At 36.0% G+C, this 25,393-nt stretch carries 24 protein-coding genes and 1 pseudogene; 3 read left to right on the top strand and 22 right to left on the bottom strand.

The annotated features are described in order from the left end of the window. Positions 1-10 precede the first annotated feature (10 nt). The 10 genes from PF028_RS01535 to PF028_RS01490 all read right to left on the bottom strand — a co-directional run bounded on the left by PF028_RS01535 (position 11) and on the right by PF028_RS01490 (position 10,758). Entirely contained in the window at positions 11-1,729 is a 1,719-nt protein-coding gene (locus tag PF028_RS01535; protein ID WP_270860910.1) for a nickel-dependent hydrogenase large subunit, read from the bottom strand. 2 nt (positions 1,730-1,731) lie between these two features. Further along, positions 1,732-2,886 carry a hydrogenase small subunit gene (locus PF028_RS01530; RefSeq protein ID WP_270860909.1) on the bottom strand — a complete coding sequence of 385 codons (1,155 nt, stop codon included), beginning with the start codon at positions 2,884-2,886 and terminating at the stop codon, positions 1,732-1,734. Positions 2,887-3,091: 205 nt separating this feature from the next. Further along, positions 3,092-4,933: a molecular chaperone HtpG gene (gene htpG, locus PF028_RS01525; RefSeq protein WP_270860908.1), complete on the bottom strand. Its 1,842-nt coding sequence runs from the start codon at positions 4,931-4,933 to the stop codon at positions 3,092-3,094. Between the two features lie 219 nt (positions 4,934-5,152). Next, positions 5,153-6,157 (bottom strand): bifunctional 3,4-dihydroxy-2-butanone 4-phosphate synthase/GTP cyclohydrolase II, encoded by a 1,005-nt coding sequence (locus PF028_RS01520; RefSeq protein ID WP_270860907.1) that lies wholly within the window; start codon positions 6,155-6,157, stop codon positions 5,153-5,155. Positions 6,158-6,166: 9 nt separating this feature from the next. Then, positions 6,167-6,658: an HIT family protein gene (locus tag PF028_RS01515; RefSeq protein WP_270860906.1), complete on the bottom strand. Its 492-nt coding sequence runs from the start codon at positions 6,656-6,658 to the stop codon at positions 6,167-6,169. A gap of 46 nt (positions 6,659-6,704) precedes the next feature. Continuing rightward, positions 6,705-7,499 carry an indole-3-glycerol phosphate synthase TrpC gene (gene trpC, locus PF028_RS01510; protein ID WP_270860905.1) on the bottom strand — a complete coding sequence of 265 codons (795 nt, stop codon included), beginning with the start codon at positions 7,497-7,499 and terminating at the stop codon, positions 6,705-6,707. Beyond that, positions 7,496-8,788, bottom strand: coding sequence for a hypothetical protein (locus tag PF028_RS01505; RefSeq protein WP_270860904.1), 1,293 nt, complete (start codon positions 8,786-8,788; stop codon positions 7,496-7,498). The genes trpC and PF028_RS01505 overlap by 4 nt, the downstream gene beginning before the upstream one ends. Further along, positions 8,764-9,141: a YkgJ family cysteine cluster protein gene (locus PF028_RS01500; protein WP_443101174.1), complete on the bottom strand. Its 378-nt coding sequence runs from the start codon at positions 9,139-9,141 to the stop codon at positions 8,764-8,766. Before PF028_RS01500 ends, PF028_RS01505 begins: the two co-directional genes overlap by 25 nt. Continuing rightward, complete coding sequence (locus tag PF028_RS01495; protein WP_270860903.1) at positions 9,122-9,811, bottom strand: tRNA1(Val) (adenine(37)-N6)-methyltransferase; 690 nt, start codon at positions 9,809-9,811, stop codon at positions 9,122-9,124. Before PF028_RS01495 ends, PF028_RS01500 begins: the two co-directional genes overlap by 20 nt. Continuing rightward, positions 9,808-10,758: an NAD(P)-binding domain-containing protein gene (locus PF028_RS01490; protein ID WP_270860902.1), complete on the bottom strand. Its 951-nt coding sequence runs from the start codon at positions 10,756-10,758 to the stop codon at positions 9,808-9,810. The genes PF028_RS01495 and PF028_RS01490 overlap by 4 nt, the downstream gene beginning before the upstream one ends. 77 nt (positions 10,759-10,835) lie before the next feature. On the opposite strand from PF028_RS01490, the gene PF028_RS01485 reads away from it, so the two are divergent. Continuing rightward, positions 10,836-12,068 (top strand): glutamate-5-semialdehyde dehydrogenase, encoded by a 1,233-nt coding sequence (locus tag PF028_RS01485; RefSeq protein ID WP_270860901.1) that lies wholly within the window; start codon positions 10,836-10,838, stop codon positions 12,066-12,068. A 33-nt stretch (positions 12,069-12,101) separates the two neighbouring features. Then, positions 12,102-13,283 carry a replication-associated recombination protein A gene (locus PF028_RS01480; RefSeq protein ID WP_270860900.1) on the top strand — a complete coding sequence of 394 codons (1,182 nt, stop codon included), beginning with the start codon at positions 12,102-12,104 and terminating at the stop codon, positions 13,281-13,283. A 185-nt stretch (positions 13,284-13,468) separates the two neighbouring features. On the opposite strand, the pseudogene PF028_RS07755 reads toward PF028_RS01480, so the two are convergent. From PF028_RS07755 to PF028_RS01440, 9 genes and pseudogenes are all read right to left on the bottom strand, one after another. Further along, positions 13,469-13,681: pseudogene (locus PF028_RS07755) on the bottom strand (hypothetical protein); the annotation flags it as partial. A gap of 232 nt (positions 13,682-13,913) precedes the next feature. Beyond that, complete coding sequence (locus tag PF028_RS01475) at positions 13,914-14,672, bottom strand: TSUP family transporter (protein ID WP_270860899.1); 759 nt, start codon at positions 14,670-14,672, stop codon at positions 13,914-13,916. Positions 14,673-14,722: 50 nt separating this feature from the next. Further along, a complete protein-coding gene (locus PF028_RS01470; protein ID WP_270860898.1) occupies positions 14,723-15,487 on the bottom strand; it encodes a TIGR02757 family protein in 765 nt (254 codons plus the stop codon). After that, entirely contained in the window at positions 15,480-16,070 is a 591-nt protein-coding gene (locus PF028_RS01465; RefSeq protein WP_270860897.1) for an RsmD family RNA methyltransferase, read from the bottom strand. Before PF028_RS01465 ends, PF028_RS01470 begins: the two co-directional genes overlap by 8 nt. Beyond that, positions 16,070-16,480, bottom strand: coding sequence for a hypothetical protein (locus PF028_RS01460; RefSeq protein ID WP_270860896.1), 411 nt, complete (start codon positions 16,478-16,480; stop codon positions 16,070-16,072). Before PF028_RS01460 ends, PF028_RS01465 begins: the two co-directional genes overlap by 1 nt. 20 nt (positions 16,481-16,500) lie before the next feature. Beyond that, the gene (locus PF028_RS01455; RefSeq protein ID WP_270860895.1) at positions 16,501-17,661 is read right to left on the bottom strand and encodes an acetylornithine/succinylornithine family transaminase; all 1,161 of its coding nucleotides are present in this window, start codon (positions 17,659-17,661) and stop codon (positions 16,501-16,503) included. Next, positions 17,658-18,275 (bottom strand): trimeric intracellular cation channel family protein, encoded by a 618-nt coding sequence (locus PF028_RS01450; RefSeq protein WP_270860894.1) that lies wholly within the window; start codon positions 18,273-18,275, stop codon positions 17,658-17,660. The genes PF028_RS01455 and PF028_RS01450 overlap by 4 nt, the downstream gene beginning before the upstream one ends. A 115-nt stretch (positions 18,276-18,390) precedes the next feature. After that, positions 18,391-19,089, bottom strand: coding sequence for a hypothetical protein (locus PF028_RS01445; protein ID WP_270860893.1), 699 nt, complete (start codon positions 19,087-19,089; stop codon positions 18,391-18,393). An 88-nt stretch (positions 19,090-19,177) separates the two neighbouring features. Beyond that, entirely contained in the window at positions 19,178-20,515 is a 1,338-nt protein-coding gene (locus PF028_RS01440) for an ATP-dependent DNA helicase (RefSeq protein ID WP_270860892.1), read from the bottom strand. A 55-nt stretch (positions 20,516-20,570) separates the two neighbouring features. Between PF028_RS01440 and PF028_RS01435 the strand changes: the two genes are divergently transcribed. Beyond that, positions 20,571-21,875, top strand: a complete 1,305-nt coding sequence (locus tag PF028_RS01435; RefSeq protein ID WP_270860891.1) for an SH3 domain-containing C40 family peptidase — start codon at positions 20,571-20,573, stop codon at positions 21,873-21,875. 44 nt (positions 21,876-21,919) lie between these two features. Here PF028_RS01435 and PF028_RS01430 read toward each other — a convergent pair whose 3' ends face one another. The 3 genes from PF028_RS01430 to PF028_RS01420 all read right to left on the bottom strand — a co-directional run bounded on the left by PF028_RS01430 (position 21,920) and on the right by PF028_RS01420 (position 25,382). After that, positions 21,920-22,600 (bottom strand): aspartate/glutamate racemase family protein, encoded by a 681-nt coding sequence (locus PF028_RS01430; RefSeq protein ID WP_270860890.1) that lies wholly within the window; start codon positions 22,598-22,600, stop codon positions 21,920-21,922. A gap of 13 nt (positions 22,601-22,613) precedes the next feature. After that, positions 22,614-23,924 (bottom strand): dicarboxylate/amino acid:cation symporter, encoded by a 1,311-nt coding sequence (locus PF028_RS01425; RefSeq protein WP_270860889.1) that lies wholly within the window; start codon positions 23,922-23,924, stop codon positions 22,614-22,616. A 111-nt stretch (positions 23,925-24,035) separates the two neighbouring features. After that, complete coding sequence (locus PF028_RS01420) at positions 24,036-25,382, bottom strand: anaerobic C4-dicarboxylate transporter (protein ID WP_270860888.1); 1,347 nt, start codon at positions 25,380-25,382, stop codon at positions 24,036-24,038. Between the last annotated feature and the right edge of the window lie 11 nt (positions 25,383-25,393).

Genomic DNA, 25,393 nt, shown 5'->3' with positions numbered 1-25,393 from the left:
ATCAATCTCCTTATAAATTTGGATTTACCTTATACTCGCTAAGCTTATTGCCTTTTGTATCCATAACATGAACAGCACACGCAATACAAGGGTCATAAGAGTGAATTTTTCTTATGATTTCAAGCGGTTGGGTTAAATCAGCTATTTTAAGACCTATCAAACAAGCTTCATACGAGCCCATACCACCGTTTGCATCTTTTGGACTAGCATTCCATGTTGATGGAACTACTGCTTGCCAGTTTTTAATAACGCCGTTTTCGATTCTACACCAGTGGCTTAGGCTTCCGCGTGGAACATGACCTATGTATCTACCTTTGTATTCTTTGTTTTTATCGATTGTGTATTTGGCGCAAGTTTCAGTATCGCCTGATTTAATATTTGCAACTAGATTATTAAATGCGATTAGTGCATTATCAGCGATGATTTTTGCTTCCAACATACGACAAGCCGTTCTTCCCAAAGTCGAGAAAACTGCACCCAAAGGAAGTCCTGTATCAGCTAAAAATTTATCCACAACAGGAACGACATATTTATTTCCCTTTGCGTAATTTACTACAATATTTGCTAACGGTCCTACTTGAAGTGCTTTGCCTTCATATCTAGGAGCTTTCATCCAACTATATTTACCTTTTATATCAAGGACTTTTGTATCTTCCATTTCGCCTTTTGCATTTAGTGTTTGCTCAACCGTAAATCCTGTATAATTTGGATCTTGTTCGCCGTCATACGGGTGAAGTGGTTTATCATTTTTAAACCAAGTGTGAGTTGCTTCTTCTGTGATTTTTGCTTCATCTAGTTCTAATACTTTTGAAATATCACCATCAAGGATTAAGCCGCTTTCAAATAGCCACTCATTTGCAGAAAGTGGGAATTCTTGGTGAGTCCATAAATTTGCAACACCGACATCATTTAAAACGCTTGGTTCATTTGCGTAAGCTTTTCCAGCCATTACCAAATCAGGATAATACGCGCGGTTGATAAAATCAGCTACTTCTTGGAATTTAATCAAATACTCGCCAAGTCTAGCAGGACTTAATAGATCCATAACACAAGTTACGCCACCAACGGTTAGGCTTTGTGGGTGTGGTTGTTTTCCACCGAAAATAGCCATCATTTGAGCAGCAGTTCTTTGAATTCTTAAACATTCCAAATAGTGAGACAGCGCAATCAAATTTTGTTCAGGCGTTAGATGATATGTTGGATGTCCAAAATAGGCATTTGCAAATGGTCCAAGTGCGCCTTTTTCAACAAAAGCTTTTACTTTATCTTGAACCGCTTTTAAATGATCAGCACCACAAGCATAAGGAGTTTCGCAGTATTTAAATGCTTCTTCACTAGCTGCTCTTGGATCTGCACTTAATGCACTTACAATATCAACAAAATCAAGCCCGTGAAGTTGATAAAAATGCACAGGGTGATCGTGCAAAAATAGCGCTGAAAACATCAAGCTTCTAGCCAAAACTGCATTTAATGGCGGATTTATGCCAAGAGCATCTTCGACTGCCATAACAGCACCTTTATAGTGCGAAAATGTGCAAACACCGCAAATTCTTTGTGTGAAAAAGCCTGCATCTCTTGGGTCACGACCTTTGAGAATAGTTTCTATTCCACGCCACAAAGTAGCACCGCTGTAAGCTTCTTTTACTACATTATCTTCATCAACGATTACTTCTACTCTTAAATGTCCTTCAATTCTAGTAATCGGATCTACAACTAATCTTTGTGACATTATTATTCTCCTTTATCTTTTTTAAGTGTAGCAACGGCTGCATGAGCTGCGATGGCAACGCCTGTTACGGCTAAAACGCCAAGACCGATTTTATCTGCTGTCGCATCAGCTCCTGCTCCGTCAAAAACGGTGTTATAAAGTCTATCTGCCAACGGCTCTTCAAATGGTCCCATGTGATCCCAGAATTCAGGCTCAGAGCAACCTATACAACCATGACCTGCTTGGATAGGCCAACTTGTATGAGAGTTAAATCTCTCTTGTGAGCAGTTATTAAATGTATAAGGACCTTTGCAACCTACTTTATATAGACAATATCCTTGTTTTGCTCCTTCATCGCCAAAGCTTTGGACAAATTCTCCTGCGTCAAAATGACCTCTTCTTTCGCAAAGATCGTGAATTCTGCGGCCATAAGCCCATTTTGGTCTGCCGTAATTATCAAGTGCAGGTAGTGTTCCAAACAGAATATAATGAAGCACATTTCCTACGATATTTTTTTCGCTTGGCGGACAACCAGGAACATTTATAACAGGTTTATTTGTGATTTTGCTAAGCGGTTTTGCACTAGTTGGGTTTGGATTTGCTGCTTGAACACCGCCAAAACTCGAACAGGTTCCAATAGCAAAAATCGCCGCTGCAGAAGCTGCCGCATGTCTGCAATGCTCAGCACCAGTTTTTCCCAAAGGTCCGACTGTTAAATAAAATTCATCACTTCCGCTTGGAATACCGCCTTCTACCATCAAAATATAATTTCCTTTATATTTTTCAATCGCACCTTCTAGGTTTTCTTCTGCTTGCCAACCACTAGCAGCCATAAGCGTTTCATGGTATTCAAGGCTGATATAATCAAATATCAAACTATCGACTGTCGGTGTATCGGTTCTAACCAAACTCTCGCTACAACCTGTGCATTCTGCCATGTGAAGCCAGATAACAGGAAGTCTATCGGCTAACTCTGCCGCCCTTGCAACACTTGGTGCAAAAGCACTTGGCAGACCTATCATCGCCGTCATCGCTCCTGCCCATTTCATAAAATCACGCCTTGTAAAACCTTTTTCTTCAAGCATTTTAGCTATGCTTTTGCCGTCTTTCATCTTAGGCAACAAAGCAACTTTGTCAAGTCTATTGCTTATACTATCTAGAAGCTCATTATTAAGCATCTTTTCTCCTTAAATTTTCGTTATGTAACACGACATATTTTCAAACCGATATTTTATCAAATTTGTTACATTTTTCCACTTAAAAATTAAGTTATAATTTTTTTTTAAAATTTGCTTAAAAATAGTAATATTATATAAAATTCAGTGTTATCAAAGTATGCAAATTGATTGCATACTTTGATATTTTGGGATAAATTTGCTGAATTTATAGTGCTTTTGCGATAAATTTATTTAAATTTGCGATAAATTCGGCAGGATTTTCTAAATTTTGTCCATCACTTAAAATCGCCATATCCAAAATAAGCTCTGAAATTTCACCTATCATCACTTTATTTTGGACTAGTTTTTTGATGATTTCATGGTTTGGATTTATTTCAAGTATCGGTTTTATGGCTGGTAAATTCGTTTGCCCCATTTGTTTTAAAATTTGTTGTGTCGCAAAATCAGGGTCGTTTTTGTCAAAAACAAGGCAAGAAAGCGAATTTTCTAAGCGATTTGAAACACGCACTGATTTTACTTTTTCGCCTAAAATTTCTTGCATTTTCGCTGCGATTTCTTTTGCTTCTACGCTGATTTCTGCTTCATTTTTATCATCAAATTCGGCATCTTTTACGCTTTTTATTGCGATTTCGCCAAATTTGCTCACACTTGGCATAACGATCGGATCAATATCGTCATCGCAAATCAAAACTTCAATGCCTTTTTTGTTAAAATTCTCCAAAAGTGGCGATGATTTTAGCATAAGAGCATTATTTCCGCTGATATAATAAATCTCTTTTTGCTCTTCGCCCATAGCGTCTTTGTATTCATTTAGGCTGATTAAGCCGTCTCTTTTATTTGATTTAAAAAGGCATAAATTTAGAATTTCTTGTTGGTTTGGATTAAAGCCGTAAAGCCCTTCTTTTAGCACTTTGCCAAAAAGATTATAGAATTTTTCAAATTTTTCTTTGTCATTTTCTTTTAATTTTGCCAGTTCAGAAAGTATCTTTTTCACACTTGCTTCGCTGACTGCTTTCATTATTTTATTTTCTTGCAAAATTTCTCTACTGACATTTAACGGCAAGTCCTCAATGTCGATAATCCCACGCACAAAACGAAGATAAACAGGAAGCAGTTCTTTTGCGTCATCAGTGATGAAAACTCGCTTTACATAGAGTTTTACGCCACTTTGATAATCCACGCGAAATAGATCAAAAGGCTGATTGCTAGGTAGATAAAAAAGCGTTGTGTATTCATGTGTGCCTTCTGCTTTTGTATGTATGTGAAGTAGCGGATCGGCGCTATCGTGGCTGATTTGCTTATAAAATTCGTTGTAATCTTCGCTTTTTAGGCTAGATTTTGGCAGTCGCCAAAGCGCACTGGCTCTGTTTATCTGCTCATTTTTGATTTCATAAGTTCCTTCGCTTTGCTCATCTTTTGGGGCGACATATTCGCTTTTATCCATAAAAATCGGATACGGGATATGGTTTGAATATTTTTTGATAATGCTTTCGATTCGCCACTCATCTAAAAATTCGTCATCTTTTAAATAAAGCGTGATTTGTGTTCCAAATTCGCTCTTTTGGGCTGGTTCGATTGTGTAATCTTTCGTATCGCTACTCCATTTAAAGGCTTCGTCACTTAAAGCTTTTTTGCTTATAACTTCGATTTTATCAGCCACCATAAACGCCGAGTAAAAACCAACGCCAAACTGACCGATTAGATTGCTATCTTTTGCGACATCGCCGCTTAAATTTGCCATGAAGCCTTTTGTTCCGCTTCTTGCGATTGTGCCAAGATTGCTTTCTAATTCTTTTTCGTCCATACCGATACCTGTGTCGCTGATAGTTAGCGTTTTTTCGGTTTTATCAAGTTTAATGTCGATGCGTGGTGTATAGGTAAGTTTTTTGTATTCATCATCTGTCAAACACAAATAATTTAGCTTATCAAGAGCATCGCTTGCATTTGAGATAAGCTCCCTAAGGAAAATCTCTTTGTTTGAATAAAGCGAATGAATCATCAAATTCAACAAATCATTTACTTCGGTTTTAAATTTTTTCTTTGCCATTTTATTCTCCGTTTCTTTTATTAAATTAATAAATTTAAAATTTTTTAGCAGATTATACTATAAATTGCTAATAAATTTATTAAACTTGATATAAATTATATCAAGTTTAAAATATTAAAATTTAGATATGATTGTAAAAAAAAATTTACATTATGTTTAAATTTATATAATCAAATTAAATCATTTTAGAAATTTTAAAATAATATACGCCAAATTTAACTAAATTATATCTATCCCAAAACCGCTAAGACCTGCGAAACTATTTTGTTCGCTTTTGCTTAGGATTTTGATTTTTTTGATACCAAGATGAGCTAAAATTTGCGCCCCTATGCCGTAACTTTTAAAATCGCCCTTATGAGAAGCCGAATTTAAGGCTAAAAGCACACCGCTACTGCTCGCCAAAGTCTCTAAATTCGCCATAAAATCAGCGTAATTTTCATCTTGCATAAATTCTAAATCGCTACCGATTTTATGAAATTTGACATTGCAAATTTCGCCGATTTTACCGAAAATAAAGGCTTTGTGCGTGTTGCCGTCGTGGTCTGTTATATCGCAAATTTTGCATGTTTTACCGCAAATTTTACCATCGCTAAATTCGCCAAATTTAACCAAAGTTTCGTGTTTTAATCGGTATTCGACGATTTGGGCGATTGAAATCATATTTATATCATGCGTCTTGCAAAATTTTTCCAAATCATCGCGTCTTGCCATCGTGCCGTCTTCATTTACAATCTCGCAAATCACCGCGCTTGGTGAAATTCCGGCTAGTTTGCAAAGATCCACAGAACCCTCAGTATGCCCCGTGCGAACCAGCACTCCGCCTTTTTTGGCTATCAGCGGATTTATATGACCTGGGCGAACAAAGTCTTCTGGCGTAGAGTTTGGACGCGCAATCAAATCTATCGTCATATTTCGCTCATAGGCGCTTACGCCCGTAGTTGCGTCTTTTGCGTCAATCGTAACGGTAAAAGCCGTCTCGTGAGAAGATGTATTTTTATCGACCATAAGCCCTAAATTTAGTCTTTTGGCAATCTCATCATCAAGTGCCACACAAACAACGCCACGAGCATGCGTGATAGCAAAATTTACCTTTTGGGGGGTTGTAAAATTTGCTGCAAAAATTATATCGCCCTCATTTTCGCGATCAACATCATCGACCATGACAATCATCTTGCCATTTTTAATATCGTCAATAGCTTGTTCTACACTAACCATTTTAGCCATTTTTATCCTTTATTTTTTTATCAAATTTTCAAATTCTTTTTTTATTTTTTCATAAAGCGGAGCAAAGCTGACGCCGTTAATTCGCACATTTGCGATAGTTGTTATAAAATTCGTATCGCCGTTATATCTAGGAACTAAATGATAATGCACATGTTCAGCTATCCCAGCCCCTGCTGCACTTCCTAAATTCATACCGATATTTACGCCCTGAGCATTTACTGCTGTTTTTAAAACTTTTACGCCAAGACGGACAAAACGGCTCATTTCTTGCCATGCTTCTTCGCTTAGAGCTTCGATTTTATCGGTATGCTCGTAGGGAATTACCATAAAAGCTCCCGGCGTATAAGGATATAAATTCATAACGCCAAAGCAGTGTTGTCCGCGGAAAATCACGCCGTTTTGCTCGTCAAATTTAGCGTCCTTTGCCACATCGCAAAACGGGCAACCGCTGCGTTTTTCGGTAAAATAATCACTTCGCCACGGCGCACAAATATAATCCATTTTTTAAACCCTTTCTAAGTAAATTCATAAAATTTTACGCATTATTTTATGAATTTTTACCAAATTTAATATTTTTCAAAGCTTCGCCGACATTGGTTTGCCTCATAAAATGTTCGCCGATTAAAAACGCATCAACGCCGATTTTATTAAGTTCTAGTAGCTGTTCGTGGCTACTTAAACCACTTTCAGCGACAATAATCTTGCCATTTGGTATAAGCGGAATTAAATTTGCCGATAAGCTCAAATCAACCTCAAAAGTCTGCAAATTTCGGTGATTTATACCGATAATCTCAGCTCCTGCGAAAATCGCCTTTGTTAAATCTTCTTTATCGTGGATTTCAACTAAAACATCAAGCCCAACATGCAAACTAAATTCATAAAGTCGCTTCAAATCTGCCCTGCTTAGGGCTTTTGCGATAAGCAAAATAAAATCCGCCCCATAAACAAGAGCTTCAAGGATTTGATACTCATCGATGATAAAATCTTTGCGTAAAATAGGCGTTTTTGTATATCTTCTAACTTGTGGAATAAATTCCAAATCGCCCTTGAACCAGTGCGGTTCGGTCAAAATAGAAAAAGCATTAGTTCCTGCATTTTCATACGCCACGGCGATTTGGGTTGGTTCGAAATCAGCCCTAATAAGCCCCTTGCTAGGACTTGCTTTTTTGATTTCAGAAATTATGCGTAAAGGCTCATCTGCTGAGCTTTTAAGAGCCGGTTTTACAGGGCGTGGCATATATGGATTATAAGCTAAACTTTTTCCCAAATCATCAAAGCTAAATTTGGCTTTTTTGATTTCTAAATCAATTTTTGTTTGCTCTATAATTTTATCTAAAATCATTTTCCTGCCTTTTGCAAACACCCATTTATGGCATCTATATGCTCTTTTCCTTCGTCTGATTTGAAAAATTCTTTATCTGTGATTTTATCCATTTCGCTCTTTGCCTTTTTGCAATTTCCAAGTTTGAAATATCCCCACGCCAAAGAATCAATATAATAAGCCGAATTTGGCTCGATTTCAAGAGCTTTTTCGACAAATTCCATACCCTTTTTTATATCCAAATCATGATCAATTAAAATATATCCGTAATAATTCAAGTAAATAGGATTTTTTAGTTGTGGTGCGATGTTTTCGAATTTTTCAACAACGCTATTAAGAGTGTTTTTGTTTATATTTTTTTCCATAGATTCATATTCATAAATCGCTTCAATAGCTAAAAAATCGTAATTTCCACTATTTTTAAACTCATCTCTTGCTGTTTTCATCGCTAGGCTATAATCGCCTTTTTTGCCGTAAGCATCGATTAAAAGCTCTTTGTTATACGGATATTTTTTTAAAATTTCTATGATTTTATCGTAATCTTTAAAATGATAATGAATCGAAACTATATCATCTAAATGCGCCGTGTCGTTAGTATCGAGATACTGCGCTTCATCGATTTTGATGACATCATCGTATCTTTTTTCTATCCTATAAATATCGGCTAGTGCCGCACATGCTAAATTTCCGCAACCATAAATTCGCCTGTGTGTTTCCAAAAACGAGATTGCTTTTGATTTTTCGTTTAGTCTATTTACCAAAATATCGACGATACGGATTAAATTTTCTTCGCTTTTTTCGATTTCATAGGCACTTTCAAAATTTTTCAATGAATTTTCATAATCCCCCAAGCCGTATAAAATACTGCCTAAAACAGAGTAGTTTTTTGCCGTTTTTTCAACCCCTAAAAGCTTTTTTGCAGCACCTGAACTTTCCTCAAATTTTCCTTTTGAAATCAAATTTGCGATTTTTATACGCAAAAAATCGCTATCATCAGCCAATCTTTTTTCCCCGATACCCAAAAGCTCGGATAAATTCTTTTCATCTTTTATAAAAAATGCGATTTTAATGGCTTCTTTTAGATAAACTTCCGAATCTGTTTTTTTGTAAATTTGTTTATAAAGTTCAAGTGCGGCCTTTGGATTTTTATCTTGAAGTTCAAGCGCACTTAAAATATCAAAATTTATCTCTGCTTGTTTTTGTGCGTTTTGGGCTTTTTTAAGATCCCCTGTTGTTATGGCTTTATCGTCCGCAAAAAGCGAAATAAAGGACAAAAATAAAATTATTATAAGCGTTTTACTGCGATACATTCTTGCTCCAATTCATCAAAATTATCTTTAAAATGCTCCCAAAACGGGAAACTTCGGCACTGGCTCGGGCGAAATTCATAAACGCCACAATTTTTGTTTTTTTCGTCAAAAAACAGACACGCAAAGCCATTTTCATAAGGCTTTTCTTTTATGCTAAATTTTGTGCCGACTTTAAAAAGAAAAATCTCTTTAAATTTTTCTTTTGAAAATCCAAAAAATTCGCTCAAATTTGCAATTTCTTGCTCGTTAATCCAAATGTATCCGCTCTCACCTACGCAACATTTTCCGCCACAACTAGCGCATTTACTCTCATCAAAACTAAAATCAAATCCGCTACAAATCAACGCTTTCAAGCTCCGTTTTTTTAAAAATTTCTTCTGCTTTTTGCGTATAAAATTCACCTGAATTTACAAAAATCGGTTGCGAAATTTTGCAAAACGATTTAGAACTTTTTTTCGCCGCAAATATCGCTAAATTTGCATTTTTGCTTTCGTTTGGAAAAATAAATTGTAAATTTATCAAATTTAACTTAAAACTCTTTAAAATAACGCAAATTTCGGCTATTTGCTTTGCATCATAGCAAAAAATAAAACAACCTTGTGGCTTTAAATGCGAATTTGCCGTTTTTATCAAATTTTCAAGGCTTAAATTCGAAGCATAACGGCTGATTTTTTTATGCTCGTTTTCGCTCTGTTTTATATTTCCGTTATAAAACGGCGGATTTGAAATGATAAAATCAAATCTTTTTTCGCTTTTAAATTCGCCAAAATCGGCACAAATTATATCACAATCAATCCCGTTTTGGCGTGAATTTTTCTCTAAAATTTCTAAATTTTGCTTTTGAATTTCAAGGCAGGTCAAATTTATATTTTTAAAATCTCTTTTTAGCAAAAAACCCACCACGCCACTACCTGCGCCCACATCTAAAACTTCGCCAAAAACGCCAAATTCTTTTATAAAATTATACAAAAAAACGCTATCGCTATTATAGCGATAGCCGTCTTTTAGCTGGTAAATTTTCATCGTTTTATGATGTGTTCTACTATCGTGTGAGCGTGGTTTATAGCCCCCACGATAGAACCGCCGTTTCTAGTAACCAAATCCCCGCCAACATAAAGCCCATTTTGCGTGGTTTGACAATGCTCATCTACTATCGGAACGCCGTTTTCATCTAGCTCGATACCGCACTTTTTCAAAAAATCCGTCGGCGTAGTTCCGCCGATAGCGTAAATAACTCTATCATAAACAAATTCATCGCCGTTATTTAGCTTTACTAGCACAAGTCCGTTTTCATTTTCAAGTGCCGTAATATCAACGCCCATACGAAGTATAACGCCGCCATAACGAACTTCATGCATAAGCGCACTTTCGTTAATATCGTTTAATCTTGTAAATTTATCTTTTCTATAACAAAGCGTAACGATATTTGTATTTACAATAGAAAGTGCGTATTCGGCTGCCGAATTTCCGCCGCCCACGATGAGAACTTTTTCGTGAGCCGTGCATTTATCAAGGTTAAAATTTACTCTTTGTGTGATCGAAGGTGGAATTTTATAATCAGGTTTGTTTGGTTTTCCCATTTTACCGATTGCCACAACGACATTTTTAGCCTTAAATTCGCCGTTACTTGTCGAAATCGTAAAAAAATCGCCCGTTTTTTCGACTTTTTCAACTTCGCTTTTAAAGCTAGTATCGATTGCTTCGTTATCTAAGAGTTTATCGAAATAATTTAAAACGCTCTCTTTTGTTCCTGCTTCAAATTCGACATTTCCTTTTGTTTCGCTCTCCATACCTTTATACTCTTTATCAACGCGTTTGTTGTCTTTGTAAAATTGTCTAATAGTTTGAGAGTGATTATCGCCTTTTTCAAGCAATAAAACCTTTTCCACGCCGTTTGTTTTAGCTTCTACAATCGCCGCTAACCCGCACGGACCGCCACCAATGACTGCTATATCATATATATGACTCATACTTTTTCCTTTAAATTAAATTTTAAAACAAATTATAATACTATTTTGCAAAACATTTTATAAAAAAGGGGTAAATAATGTTAGAAATTTTATCGAAAGCAAAAAATTCGCAGTCCTTAATAGCAAATTTAACCCCTAAAATCAAAGAAAAAGTTATCAAAGACATGGCAATCCAAATTTCAAACGCAAAAGATGAAATTTTAAAAGCCAATGAAAAAGATATTAAAAACGCTACAAATAACTTATCTCCTGCGATGATAGCAAGACTTAAACTAGATGAAAAAGCCATAAATTCGATTATTGTATCTTTAAACGATACTGCTTCGTTAAAAGATCCGGTAGGTCGCGTGATAGATGGCTGGAAAAACTATTGTGGGCTTCAATTTCAAAAAGTAGCGATCCCAATCGGCGTAGTCTGCGTGATATACGAATCTCGCCCAAATGTTACAAGCGAAGTGGCTTCACTTTGCTTTAAAAGCGGAAATGCCTGTGTGCTAAAAGGCGGAAAAGAAGCCATAAATTCAAACAAAGCTATCGTCAAAGCACTTCACAAGGCACTTAAAGAAAACGGCATTGATGAAAGCTGTATTACATTTATCGATAGTGTCGATAGAAGCGATACCGAAAAATTAATAAAAATGGATAAATTTATCGATGTTATCGTGCCACGCGGTGGAAGCGGACTGATAAATTTTGTAACGCAAAACTCAACAATACCAGTTATAAAACATGATAAAGGCGTTTGCCATATTTTTGTCGATGAGAGTGCAAATTTACAAAATGCCCTTAAAATTTGCATAAACGCAAAGGTGCAAAAACCAAGTGCTTGTAATGCAGTCGAAACGATTTTGGTGCATAAAAATGTCGCTAGTGAATTTTTGCCGATGTTAAAAGCCGAATTTGACGCTCTTGGTGTTAAAATTCATGGCGGAGAAAAATCAGCAAAATATATCGACTGCGAATTTGCCGATGATGCAGACTATGAAACCGAATATTTGGCACTTGAAGTAAATTTGAAAGTTGTTAAAAACTGCGATGAAGCCGTGTCCCATATCAAAAAATTTGGCTCACTTCACAGCGATGCGATTTTAAGTAATAATGAAGCAAACATCGAAAATTTCGTAAATTCGCTAGAAAGTGCGTGTTTGTATGTAAATGCTTCGACCCGTTTTAGCGACGGATTTGAGTTTGGCTTTGGCGCAGAAGTAGGAATCAGCACAAATAAACTCCACGCACGCGGTCCAATGGGGCTAAATGAGCTAACAACTTACAAATATATCATCAAAGGAAACGGGCAAATTCGCGAATAAATTTGCAAATTTGCTTTAAATTTAGGGATTTTTATGAATTTAGCGCTTAAATTTCGTCCAAAAAAGCTTAGTCAAATACTCGGGCAAAGGCATATTATCGAAGTTTTTGCCAAATTTATAGAAAACAAAACAATTCCGCATAGCATATTTTTTGGCAATTCAGGAAGCGGTAAAACCACCCTTGCAAAAGTGGTAGCAGACGAGCTAAATTACGATTTTTACGAGCTAGATGCGACGAGCTTAAAAGTAGAAGAAATTCGCAAAATCTTAGCAAGATACGAAAATTCACTTTACAAACCGCTTATGTTTATCGACGAAATTCATCGCCTAAGCAAAACGCAACAAGAAGTTTTACTAATCCCAATGGAAAATTATCGTGCCGTTATCATCGGTGCAACAACAGAAAATCCACAGTTTGTGCTAAGTAGCGGAATTCGTTCTCGCTGTTTGCTTTTTGAGTTTAAACCGCTTGAATTTGGCGATTTAGAAAATTTGCTAGAACGGGCAAAAAATGAGCTAAATTTTGAAATTTCTGACGAAGCAAAAAAATATTTGATCCATAGTAGCGGCGGGGACGCGCGAAGTATGCTGAATTTGCTCGAATTTGCACTTTTGGTTGATAAAAATATCAGCCTTGAAACGCTTAAAACACTTCGAGCAAATGCCGTAAATGAAGGCGTTAGCTCGGATGATACGCACTACGCCTTAGCTAGTGCGATGATAAAATCGCTTCGTGGAAGCGACAGCGACGCGGCGATTTATTATATCGCTAGACTTATTGACGCAGGAGAAAGTGCCGATTTTATCGCAAGACGCATGGTTATACTAGCTAGTGAAGACATAGGAAATGCCAACCCAAATGCCCTAAATGTCGCAGTCAATACGCTTTTGGCAGTTAGCAAAATAGGACTGCCCGAAGCTAGGATTATTTTAGCGCAATGCGCCGTATATTTAGCACACTCGCCTAAGTCAAATTCATCATATAATGCCATAAATTCGGCATTAGAATTCGTTAAAAACGAGCCAAAACTTGAAATACCAAGATATTTGATAAATTCAGATACCAAAATCAAAGACTATCTTTATCCGCACGATTTTGGCGGCTGGGTGGAACAAAAATATCTTTCTAAACCTGTTAAATTCTACGAAAGCAAGGGGATTGGTTTTGAAAAAACGCTAGATGAGTGGTTAAAAAAGATAAAAGGCGAAATTTAAAATGCAAGATAGTGCCATATTTTTATATTTTATTCCGATTATAATATCGATAGTGCTTTTTATAGTTTGGCTTGTAGATACGCATATACAAAAACGAGATTAAAAAAATTTATGCGATAACTTTTATTAGCAAATGTGGCTCATAGCTCAAAATTTGACATGAATTTTATCAATTTTTATTATTTTTAATAAAAAAATACTAAGATATAAATTTCTGTCTTGTTATCAGAAAGCCCATAAATAACCGATAGACGAGAGATTTTTAAATCCAAATAATCGTAATATAATCTCTTTGCTTTGTCTTGTTTGATAATAAATCTTTTTAAGCAATCTTTGCATTTATAGAGTTGTTTTTTATTATTCGTTAGATCGTTTTTAGCTATGTTTTTGCCATCACAAAATTTGCATTTTTTAAGATTTTTTGCTCTCGTTTGGACGACCCTTTACAAATATAGATTACAATGGTGATTGTAGCGCTTTTCATGTCAAATTTTGAGCTATGAGCCTAAAATTTTTAATGATAAACAGAAAAAAGAGACAAAAAAAGAACTACATAGCACAAGCTTAATTTAATGTATTGCAAGATACCAAAACGAAAAAAACGAAGCTCATATATAATAAACTCTACATTTATTTAAACAACCCATACAAAATTTTTAAAATCGTAACAGCGACAACGAAAAATAGAATTTTTCGCACAAATTTGACATCTTTTTTCATAACCATATTTGAGCCAAAGTATCCGCCAAGCACCTGCCCTACTGCCATGACGCCACCAAGCAACCACAAAATTTGACCGCCGATGATAAAAACTATCAAAGAGACAATGTTTGAAGTGAAATTTAAAACTTTTGTGTGAGCGACTGCTTTTTTCATATAAAGCCCCAAAACCCCCACAAGCGCAAGTGTCCAAAACGACCCTGCTCCTGGACCAAAAAAGCCGTCATAAAACCCGAGTAAAAAGCCAAAAATGATATAAAAAGCTCTGGCGTTCATCTTTGCGTTTCGCTCTTCTTCGCCTAAATTCGGCGAAAAAATCATATAAACCAAAAGTGCTAAAAGCAAAAACGGGATTATGTAATTTAAAAATTTTGAATCTATCAAAAGCACAACAAATGTGCCTAAAATCGCTCCAAGTAGCGTAAAAACAATGCCAAGAGCGATCTCTTTAAAATCCACATAGCCTTTAAATGCGAAATTCGCAGCAGCCGTAAAACTACCAAAAGTGCCTTGAAATTTATTTGTGGCTAGTGCGGCATGTGGCGGAACACCGATAGCAAGGAGTGCAGGAAGTGCTATCATACCGCCACCGCCTGCAATCGCATCAACAAAGCCCGCAAAAAACGCAGCCAAAAAGGCAACCACAAAATGCCAAATTTCAAATTCCATTTTTTTCTCTTTCAAATTTAAATAAAAATTTGCAACTAAATTTGCAAATTTTACACTTTTATATCCTTAAATTCGCCACTTTGACCCAAACGATAAAGCGCAAAATCATATTTTATAGGATCGTTTTTATCAAATTTACGCAAAGCTTTTGTTAGCAAATTTACCGCTTCAAAATCATAACTTTTTCGCTCTATTAGCCCCAAATTTAGCGAAACTCGGTGTGTATGCACATCAAGGGGAATAAGCAAATCTCCCTGACTAATTTTTTCATAAAAACCCAAATCAATGTCGCTTTTTCGCACTGCCCAACGCAAAAAAAGATTGTATCGTTTATACGGCGAGACGGGCTTATCTGTAAAATTTCGACCGAAAAAAAACTCATAGCCAAAGCTTTTATATGAATTTAGCTTGTAAATTTGCGAAATTAGCAAATTTATGCCATCTATTATCTCGCCTTTTTGCGAAAGTCCTTTTAAAACGCACTCTTGGATAGAAATTTCATTTTTTAAACGCCTTAAAGTGATAAAAATTTCAGCCACATCTTGCGAATTTTGAAAGCGATATTTATGGCTTTTTAACTCTTTTTTTATCGTGCTTTCACTGGCATTTAAAAGCGAAAAATCAAGCGAATTTAAAAATTTTAAAATTAAATTTGCATTTCCGTAAGCAAAAAGCGCACAAATAAGTGCGATAATATCGTCATTATGGAGCTTTGCGACTTGCAAGGGATCGGCTTTTGCAAATAAATTTTCGTCACAATTTTTTAAATTCGCATGAAAATCCAAAAGCTCTTTTAAATTTGTAAATTTATCCATTTTTTCTCACAAAAAAACTGATTGTCGTAGCACCAAATTTGCGTGATTTTTTAAGGCAAAATTCGCAGATATTTTCATCAAATTTAACGCTACTTTGGTGTTCTAGGCAGATTAAATAAACAAACTCAAATTTAGAAATTTCTTCGATAAATTTGATAACTTTTTGATAAATCAACTCAAATCCGTCGCGAATTTCAAACGGCGGATCGATATATAAAATAGTGCCAGAATTTCCACCCAAATTTGCCAAAATTTGCGGAACTTTTGCAAAGCAATCGCCGTGCAGGGCAAATTCCGCTACACCCAAAGAAGCAAAATTTGATTTTGTGATTTCGTAAGCTTTTTTATCAAGTTCAACTGCATAAACGCTTTTTGCGCCGTTACTTAGGGCTTCAAGCGCCATAACGCCGCTCCCGCCAAAGCACTCGATAAAAATTTTCCCATATAACTCCGTGCGTAGGCTATCAAAAACACTTCCTTTGACTATGCTTTTTGTGCTTCTAGTTGTCGCTAGGCTTGGCAGATTAAGCTTTTTGCCTTTGTAAATTCCGCTTGAAATAGCCGTGAAAATGGGCTTTGGCATTAATTTTTGCTCTCTTTGATGATTTTTATTAGCTCATCTTTAAAATTATCAATTAAATCAGAAATTCTATCTTCTAGCGAATTTTGTGAATTTGATAAATCTGTCAAATTTGATGAATTTTGCAAATTTGACGCCGTTTGCAACTTTTGAAACTCTTCATTTTGGCTTAAATTTGCATTGAATTTGATAATTCTATCGTATTCAAGCAGTTTTTCTACCAAAATATCTTTGTTAAAAGGCATTTTTAAATCACCGTTTTCATCGCCGACTAAAAAAAGCGGTTTTGGTGTATCTTTTTCTTCGTCGCTGATTACCATATCGCATTCATCGTAACTAGCGATAAATTCGCTCAAAAACATTTCTAGTGATTTTTGTAACATCAAACAACCACAATCGATAAACACTTTCATTTTCGCCCTTTTAAATTTGATTAAATTTCTTTAAGCACAGCCTTTAAACGCTCAAAACCTTCTTTGATTTCGGCTTTTGTGATATTTAGCGGCGGCAAAAATCGCAAAGTATTTTTGCCGGATTTTAGCACCAAAAGTCCGTTTTTTAGGGCTTTATCAAAGATAATGCCAAGATTTTTTTCATCTTTTAAAACTAGCCCTTGCATAAGCCCAAGACCAACCCTTTTTTCAAAAATTTCAGGGTTGTCGCTGACGATTTTATCTAATTTTTTTCTAAAAATTTTAATAGTGCCGTCGAGTTTGCCCGTAACTTTGAGCTTTCCAAGCTCATTTAGCGTAGCAAGTGCAGTCGTGGTGGCTAAAAAATTCCCGCCAAATGTGCTTCCGTGTTCGCCGGGAGAGAAAATATTTTCTTTGGCCAGTGTCGCACCTATCGGAACGCCACCTGCTAAACCTTTTGCAAATGTGATAATATCCGGTTTTATGCCATAAATTTTGCTAGTTACAAACTCACCCGTGCGAAATACGCCACACTGAACTTCATCGGTGATTAAAAGCAGTTTTTTCTCTTGCAAAATCTTTGCTAATTTTTGCACTTTTTCTTTATCCAAAGGCATTATTCCGCCTTCGCCTTGAACTAGTTCTATCATCACGGCAACCGTGTTTTCGCCGATATTTTCGATGATTTCATCGATTCCGTCAAAAAATTTAAATCCGTCAATATAAGGGGCAAAAATTTCGGGGTGAAATTTATCCTGTCCTGTGGCGCACAAAGTAGCCATCGTGCGCCCGTGAAATGAATTTTTCAAAGTTAAAATTTCATATTTTTTCTTTTCAAATTTGGTTGCGCCGTATTTTCGCGCCATTTTGATTGCTGCTTCGTTGGCTTCGGCACCTGAGTTGCAAAAAAACGCATAAGTTTCAAAACCTAAAAATTCACTCATTTTTTTAGCAAGCCCCTCTTGTGGTGCGATTTTATAGATATTTGAAGTGTGAAGCAAAGTTCTAGCTTGTTTTGAAATGACTTTTGCAAGTTTTTTATTTGCATGACCAAGAGAGCAAACGCCGATTCCTGAACCAAAATCGATATATTTTTTGCGTTTATCATCAAGCAAAATCGCCCCGCTTCCCTTGACGAAACTCACATCAACTCTGCCGTAATTATCCATTAAAAAATTCATTTTTCATACCCCACTTTCGGTAAATTCCAAGATCTGTAATATGCAAACACTCTAATCGTAACGCCCAAAATAAGTAACGCAATAACGCTAAAAACATTTGCAAAACCAAGTTTATATAGGCAAAAATAGGCTAATCCTACGCCCATACTAATGGTGCCGTAAAGCCCCGTGCGAAGTAGCCACGGAACTTCGTTTAACAAAACATCGCGTAAGATTCCACCGCCCACGCCGTTTGCAAAGGCGATTAATACTACGCCAAAGACATTGTAATCATGATTTATCGTTACCATTGTGCCAACCAGCGAAAAGCTTACAATGCCGATAGCATCGGTAAAAATAAAAAAGAATTTATCTTCAATATCCTGTTTTTTATGTAAATTTAGCACAACTGCCAAAATCATCATAAAAATAACGATGATAACGGGCAAATAGTTTGAAAATGAGTAAATTTCTCGTCCCACAAGGACATCTCGTATTATGCCGCCGCCAAGTGCGGTCAAAAATGCTGCGATAAAAAGCCCAAGCCAATCACAGCTTTTTCTCACGCCAAATAAAAATCCGCTTAGCGCAGCAGAAGCGATACCGATATAATCAGTAATAGTTAAAATATCCATAAATTCCTAAATTCTGCGTAAATTCAAAAACAGCACATTACAATAAACAAAAAGCCGAATTTGCGAAAAATTCACAAATTCGGCACATATTGATCCGACAAGATAAAACAAATTACTAAAAATGCCCCATAATCATCTTACAAAGCGGAGCAAATACCGCCAAACAACCCACAAAACAAACTATAAAAAATATCAAATTCGCATAGCCTATCGAAATATTTGCGCAACTTGGTTCAAATTTGCAATCGCCTTCTAAAAGCGCAGGATTTGCCAAAGTAGCCTTATCGCCTAAAAATTTAAAATAATTTTCTTCTATCTTTTTTTGCTCGGCTTTTGTGATTTTTCGATTTTTATAACCTTTAATCTCTTCTGCAAATTCGCAAATTTGCGCTAATTTGTTTATAGCGTCATTTTCTCCCATAAATTCAACCAAATAATCGACATACGAATCGTTATTTATATACTCTAAATCACAAAATTTATCAATCTCGTAAAGCATAAGCTGAATTTTTGCCGCTTTAATTCTATTTTTAGCAGCCTTGCTCGCTTTAATCCAAAGCAAAGAAAAAACGATTCCTAAAAATGAAAGTAGCAAAAATAACAAAATATAACCGTGAGTTAAGGATTTTATCATATTTCCGCTTTGTGCGGCGTTGTTAAATAAATTTAGTGCAGTAAGAGCAAAAACGATATAAATAACAGCTAAAAATCCAAACAAAACACCACAACCCCGTCCCGAATTCCTAATCGCAAAGCCGTAATTTCGAGACAATCGGTTCCAAATTTCAATATCTGAAACTTCATCTTTTAGCATACAAAATCCTTTAAAAATTTAATATTTTTGTAATTATAGTAAAACAAAATTTAAAAATATTTGATTTTTGCACAAAATTTAGCCAAATTTACTCTATTTTTTGATTTTCGATATAAATAAATGGCTCATTTTGGTAAAAATTTCTTATCTCATCATCGATTTTAACGATACGACGAATATAATTTTCTAAATTTTCTCTGCGTGAATAAATAATGCCTAAATTTTCTCCGCTTACTGCGCGAGAAAGTGCCACATAAAGCTGTCCGTTTGCAAAAATATTATTTATATCGCAAACCAAATTTCTTATACTCATACCTTGCGATTTGTGGATTGTGATTGCGTAGGCTAATTTTATGGGAAATTGATAATAACTTGCTAAAACAATCTCTTTTATCTCATTGTCTATTCGCATAAATTCGCTCAAATCATAGCTTTGGCGTTCCACTTCGACAATTTTTCCGTCAAGTTTTGCTACGACGATACTACCAAGTTTTCCGTCTTTTTCTTTGAATTCTTCGATAATTCCTTGTTCGCCGTTATAAAATTCTCCCCAGCGATTTGTCGTAAAAATAACCTTTGCACCGACTTTTAGACGCAAATTTTCACTTACGCTTAGACTTTTTATCCATTTTGCGATTTTTTCATCATTTAGCGCAAAATCATAAATTTCATAGTATCCATCTGCTACCACCAACGGCGAATTTATCGCATTTAAGCGAAGTGCGTTAAGCTCGTCAGCTTCCATATTTCGCCCAAAAATCATCGTCGAACTTGATTTTGCCCCGCTAAAATCTATCAAATGAGATTTTAAAAAATCAATCATTTCATCATTTACCACGCCAACACGCAAATTTGAAAGCATTTTGTATAAATTTTCATCTTGCGTTCGCTTTGAGCCTATCATTTCGATATAAGCGAAATTTAACTGCGCCCAGCCGTAAGACGAAAACGCATAAAAGCCCGAAAATAGTGAGTTTTGTGGTTTTTGCGTTTCATCTTTTTTTTGCACCGGGGGAAGCTGATAAAAATCCCCCACGACAAGCACTTTTCCGCTAAATTCGCTATTTATTAAACGATAATAAACAAGATCAAAAACTTCGGCACTTATCATCGAAATTTCATCGATTACTATGAGTTTTGCGGTTTTTAGGATTTTTTTAAGCTCTGAAATTTTATCTTTTTGTTTTTTATCCAGCTGTTTTAACTCGTCTGCGTTTTTGCAAATTCCAAGTTTAAAAAAACTATGAAGCGTTACGCCACCGATTTCAACTGCGCTTATGCCGGTGCTTCCAAGCACGACAACCGACTTTTTTGCGCCTTTGTAAGCGTTGATTATATCTTTTGTGATATAACTTTTCCCGACACCACCACCACCTGTAATAAAAAGATTTGATTTTTCTAACTTTTCAAGAACGAAATTTAACAAGTATTATCCTATTTTTGGCACAATTATAGCCAAAATTTTTTAAAAGGGATAAAATTTGAGATTAAATTTAATCAAATATTTGATATTTTTGTTTTTTGTGCTATTTTTTACGGCATGTTCGAGCAAATTTAGCGAACCAATCGAGCCGTTTTTAAGGCTCGAATTCGAACAAAACGCAACGATTTTACCAAAAATAAAAAGCGAATTTAACGCAGATACCAAGAAATTTTTAGAAAAATATTTTGCCGTTTGGAATTTGGAAAAACCGACAAATAAACTTGCCTTTACAAAGCTAAAAATCGAAGCACTTTGGGGGCTAAAATACGCAGATAAGGCTTATGCGAGATTTGATTCGCACGGCACAAACTACGACGAAGCGTTTTTAAATTCTATCAAATTTAACGCAAATGAAAGCGAATTTGGCAAAATTTGGCTTCCTGCGATTACGACAAATAACGCTTTGCTTCGCAATCTCCCAACCAACGCTCCGATTTACGGAAATCCTAAAAAAGCAGGCGAAGGTTATCCGTTTGATTATGCTTCGGTTTCGGCTCTTAGCGTAGCTTATCCGCTTTTAGTGTCGCATTTTAGCAAGGACGGCGAGTGGGCTTTTGTGCAAAATGACACGGTTTGGGGCTGGATACAAAGCTCAAATTTGAAAATTTTAGATGAAAATTCGGCTGAGATTTATAAAAATTCAAATTTTTTGACTATTTTAAAAGATAATGCGCAAATTTATGATGAAAATAATGCCACAATTTTTTTGGCTAGAAGCGGGACGATTTTGCCTTATGAAAGCCAAAATAACGCCAAATTTAGCGGTAAATTTTTAAGCAAAATGGGCTATAAAAAATATTTTGTAAATTCTAACGACGCTTCAAAATTTCCTGCCAAGTTAAATAATGAAAATTTGCAAATTTTGACAAATTCGCTTATCTCGCAAAGTTACGGCTGGGGCGGAACTTCGTTTTTGCGAGATTGTTCTTTGATGACAAAGGATTTTTTAGCGAATTTTGGAATTTGGCTTCCTAGAAACTCAAAAGCCCAAAGTAACGCAGGTTTAAAATACGAACTTAGCGAATTTAACAACGCAGAAAAGCTAGAATTTATCAAAACGCATGGCATTGCGTATCGCACCATACTTTATTTAAGCGGACATATCATGCTTTATGTCGGCGAAATTAACGGCGAAGTAGCGGTTTTACACAGCATTTGGGGGCTAAGAACCATAAATGACGATAGAGCAGTCATCGGCAAAACAGCCCTTACCACGCTTGAAATCGGCAAAAATCGCCCTGACATAGCCAAAGATAGACTTTTGCTTTCTCGTATAAGCGCAATGACGATTTTAGGGGAATAAAAAAGTTTGCAAGTGTCGAATTTAACACTTGCAAATAAAAATTTTTAGGATTTTGCAAATTTAACAACCGCTTTTGCAAGTTCTAGTGTAGGATCAATAAAAACTTTGTTTGATTTTATAAGCGGTAAAAAGATTGGAATTTCAGTGCAACCTGCTATATAAGCATCTGCTTGTGTGTTTTGCAAAATTTCTTCAAATTTACTCACAAATTCGGCAGTTTTTCCGGCTTTTACACCTTTATAAATGCAATCCATGAGCAAATTTTGCATTTTTAAATTTGGCAAAATAGGATTTAAATTCGCATTTTTTAGCGGATTTTCATAAATTTTTGCCTTTATCGTGCCGTCTGTCGCTAAAATAGCGATATTTTTCGCATCGCTAAAATCACGCAATATCGCTTCAACTGTAATTTCTGCGATATGTAAAATTTTTACTCCTGTTTGTTTTTTAACATCTTCGGCAAAAAAATGTGCCGTATTGCACGGCATACAAACAGCTTCACAACCTGCGTTTTTTAAACGATTTGCACTCTCAACAAGTCTAGGCAAAGGATTTTCTCCTTTACCTAAAATAAATGCGGTGCGATCTTCGATTTGCGGATAGCTATCGATCAAGAGCGGAATATGCTCTTGATCGCACTTTGCAGGAGTTTGGCTTATGATTTTCATATATAAATCAGCTGTTGCCAAAGGCCCCATGCCACCGATAATACCAACTCTTTTCATTAAAATTTCCTTGTCAATCTTTCCATTTTTCCATGTCTAATTCGTTTTCTGTTTTTGCCACATATAGCGAAGCTACGACATCACCTGTTACATTCATAGAAGTTCTACCCATATCCAAAATAGCGTCAATTCCTAAAATCATACCATAAGCGATAGCGACATTTCCGCTAACTTGAACACCTATTGATTCTAAAACCAAAAGAAGCATTAATGCTCCGGCTCCCGGAACCCCAGCCGTGCCGATAGCAGCTAACATAGAAGTTAGAATGATAGTAAAATAAGCACTGCTATCTAGATCTATACCACAAGCATTGGCGATAAAAAGCGTGCAGACACCAAGATATACGGTTGTGCCGTTCATATTTACGGTTGCACCAACAGGCAAAACAAAGCCGTAAATTCCTTTTGGAATTCCCATTTCTTGGTCTGCTGTTTTCATAGTAATCGGCAAAGTTCCGTTTGAACTTCTAGTTACAAATGCAGTAACCATCGGCTCTCGCACTTTTTTAAGGAATTTTACAGGACTTAATCCTAAAAGCAAACAAATTCCGCAATAAACCACAAAAACTTGAAGCGCTAAACCCACATACAGCGCAATCGTAGTAGTAGCCAATGAGCCAAACGCAGCCGCTCCTGCTTTGTTAAAAACAACAAACATTAGTGCAAAAACACCGATAGGAGCATATTGCATAACCCAACGAATAACTTTAAACATGATTTCGCTCATACCGTCGAAAAAGTTAAAAACGGTATTTGCTGAATTTTTTATGCGTTCATCATCGCTATCGCGACAAAACGCAAGACCTATACCAAAAAATAAACAAAATGCAATAATCGGCAAAATATCGCCTTTTGCGATAGATTCAAAAGGGTTTGTAGGTATGATATTTAGCAAAATTTGCGATAGTTTTGGTGCATTTGCTGCCTTTTCGACAGCTTTTGACGCATCGCTTAGATCTAAACCGCTTCCCGGACTAAAAACAAAAGCACAAGCCAATCCGATAACAATAGCAAATAGCGTAGTAATTGCATAAAAAATAATCGCTTTTATACCCACGCGTCCTAAATTCGCAGGAGAAATGCTACTTGTACCGACGATAAGCGAACATACTATAATCGGCACCATAATCATTTTAAGCATTCGCACAAACAAATCACCAAATGGAGTTAAAAAGTTAATAAGTCCGTCGGTTTTAGGTATGAGCATACCAAGTGCCGAGCCTAAAACAAGGGCAATCATAATACGCCACAGCAAACTAGAATTGAAATAAAAAGATAAAATTCCGCCTTTTTTTACGACTTCTTGTTTAGTATTTTCCGACATACTAGCTCCTTTAAGTTAAATGGACTAAACAATTTTACAATTTTTTCACTAAATTTAAAGAACAAAATTTACAATTTGCAAGGAAAAATTAATTTCCTTGCAAATTTGGGTTTATATTAGCGCAGGTGCTACAATGAAACCTAGCGCAACAGAAATGGCTACCATTATAGTTCCAGGGATAAAGAAAGAGTGGTTGAAAATATATTTTCCTACTCTTGTAGTACCTGTATCGTCCATAGCGATAGCTCCTAGCGTAGTCGGATATGTAGGAAGCACAAATAAGCCTGAAACAGCAGCAAATGAAGCAACCAAAATCCAAACTTGTCCTGCATTTTCCGGACTTGTCATACCAAGAGCAGCAGCGATTGCCGGCATCATAACCTTTGTTGTAGCAGCTTGTGAATATAACAAACAACTTAGGAAATATAGTGCAACAGCAAGAATAAACGGATATTGAATAACTATATCTTTTGCCACCTCTTTGATTCCGTCAAGGTGTCCATTTACAAATGTCGTTCCCAACCAAGCAATACCAACAACGCAGATAACAGCCTGCATACCGCTTTGGAAAGTGCTTGTGCTTAGAAGTTTGCTTGTATCTGCTTTACACAATACAACAATAGCAAAACCGACTGTTAGCATACAAGAAATAATTCCCAAGTCTCTTGTCAATGGCGGTTCTTTTATAAGTCCGACACTTCCTGAAATAGCCAAAGCATAGAAAACTACAACCAAAACGCCGATTGCAAAAATAGCAACCGATCTTTTTGCGTAAGGTTTAATCTCTTTTTCTTGCATACCTTTGTTTGCTTTAACAAGACCTTTTGCCAATCTTTCTTGGTAGATAGGATCTTTTGAAAGATCAAGATCATAAAGTTTATTTACTATAAAAGCTGTGATTATCATAGCTACAAATGTAGTAGAGATACAAATTAGTAATAATTTTGGATAACTAACACCCAAAGGCTCACAAACACCTGTCATAGCAACAAATGCAGCTGAAATAGGAGAAGCAGTGATAGCTACTTGACTTGAAACAACAGAAAGCGCAAGCGGAGCAGAAGGTTTAATGTTTTGCTCTTTTGCAACTTCTGTGATAACAGGAATCATAGAAAATGCAGTATGTCCTGTACCTGCAAAAATAGTTAGCAAATATGTAACAACAGGAGCTAAATAGTTTATATATTTTGGATTATTTCGCAAAATTTTCTCCGCAATGGAAACGAGATAATCAAGTCCCCCTGCAACCTGCATTGCCGTAATGGCAGAAATAACTGACGCTATGATCAAAATAACATCTAGTGGTATATAAGTCATTTTGGTTTCCATGCCTAAAAGCACGGTTAAAATAATCAAACCTAAACCACCTGCGTAACCTACGCCCATACCGCCTAGACGAACGCCTAAATAAATCGCACCCAACAGGACGATTAACTGTAAAATCAACATAATGTCCATCTGAAATCCTT

The sequence above is a fragment of the Campylobacter sp. CN_NE2 genome (genome assembly GCF_027797465.1).
Taxonomy (GTDB): domain Bacteria; phylum Campylobacterota; class Campylobacteria; order Campylobacterales; family Campylobacteraceae; genus Campylobacter_B.
Note: the sequence above shows the minus strand (reverse complement) of the source record. Positions and strands in the feature narration are given on the sequence as shown.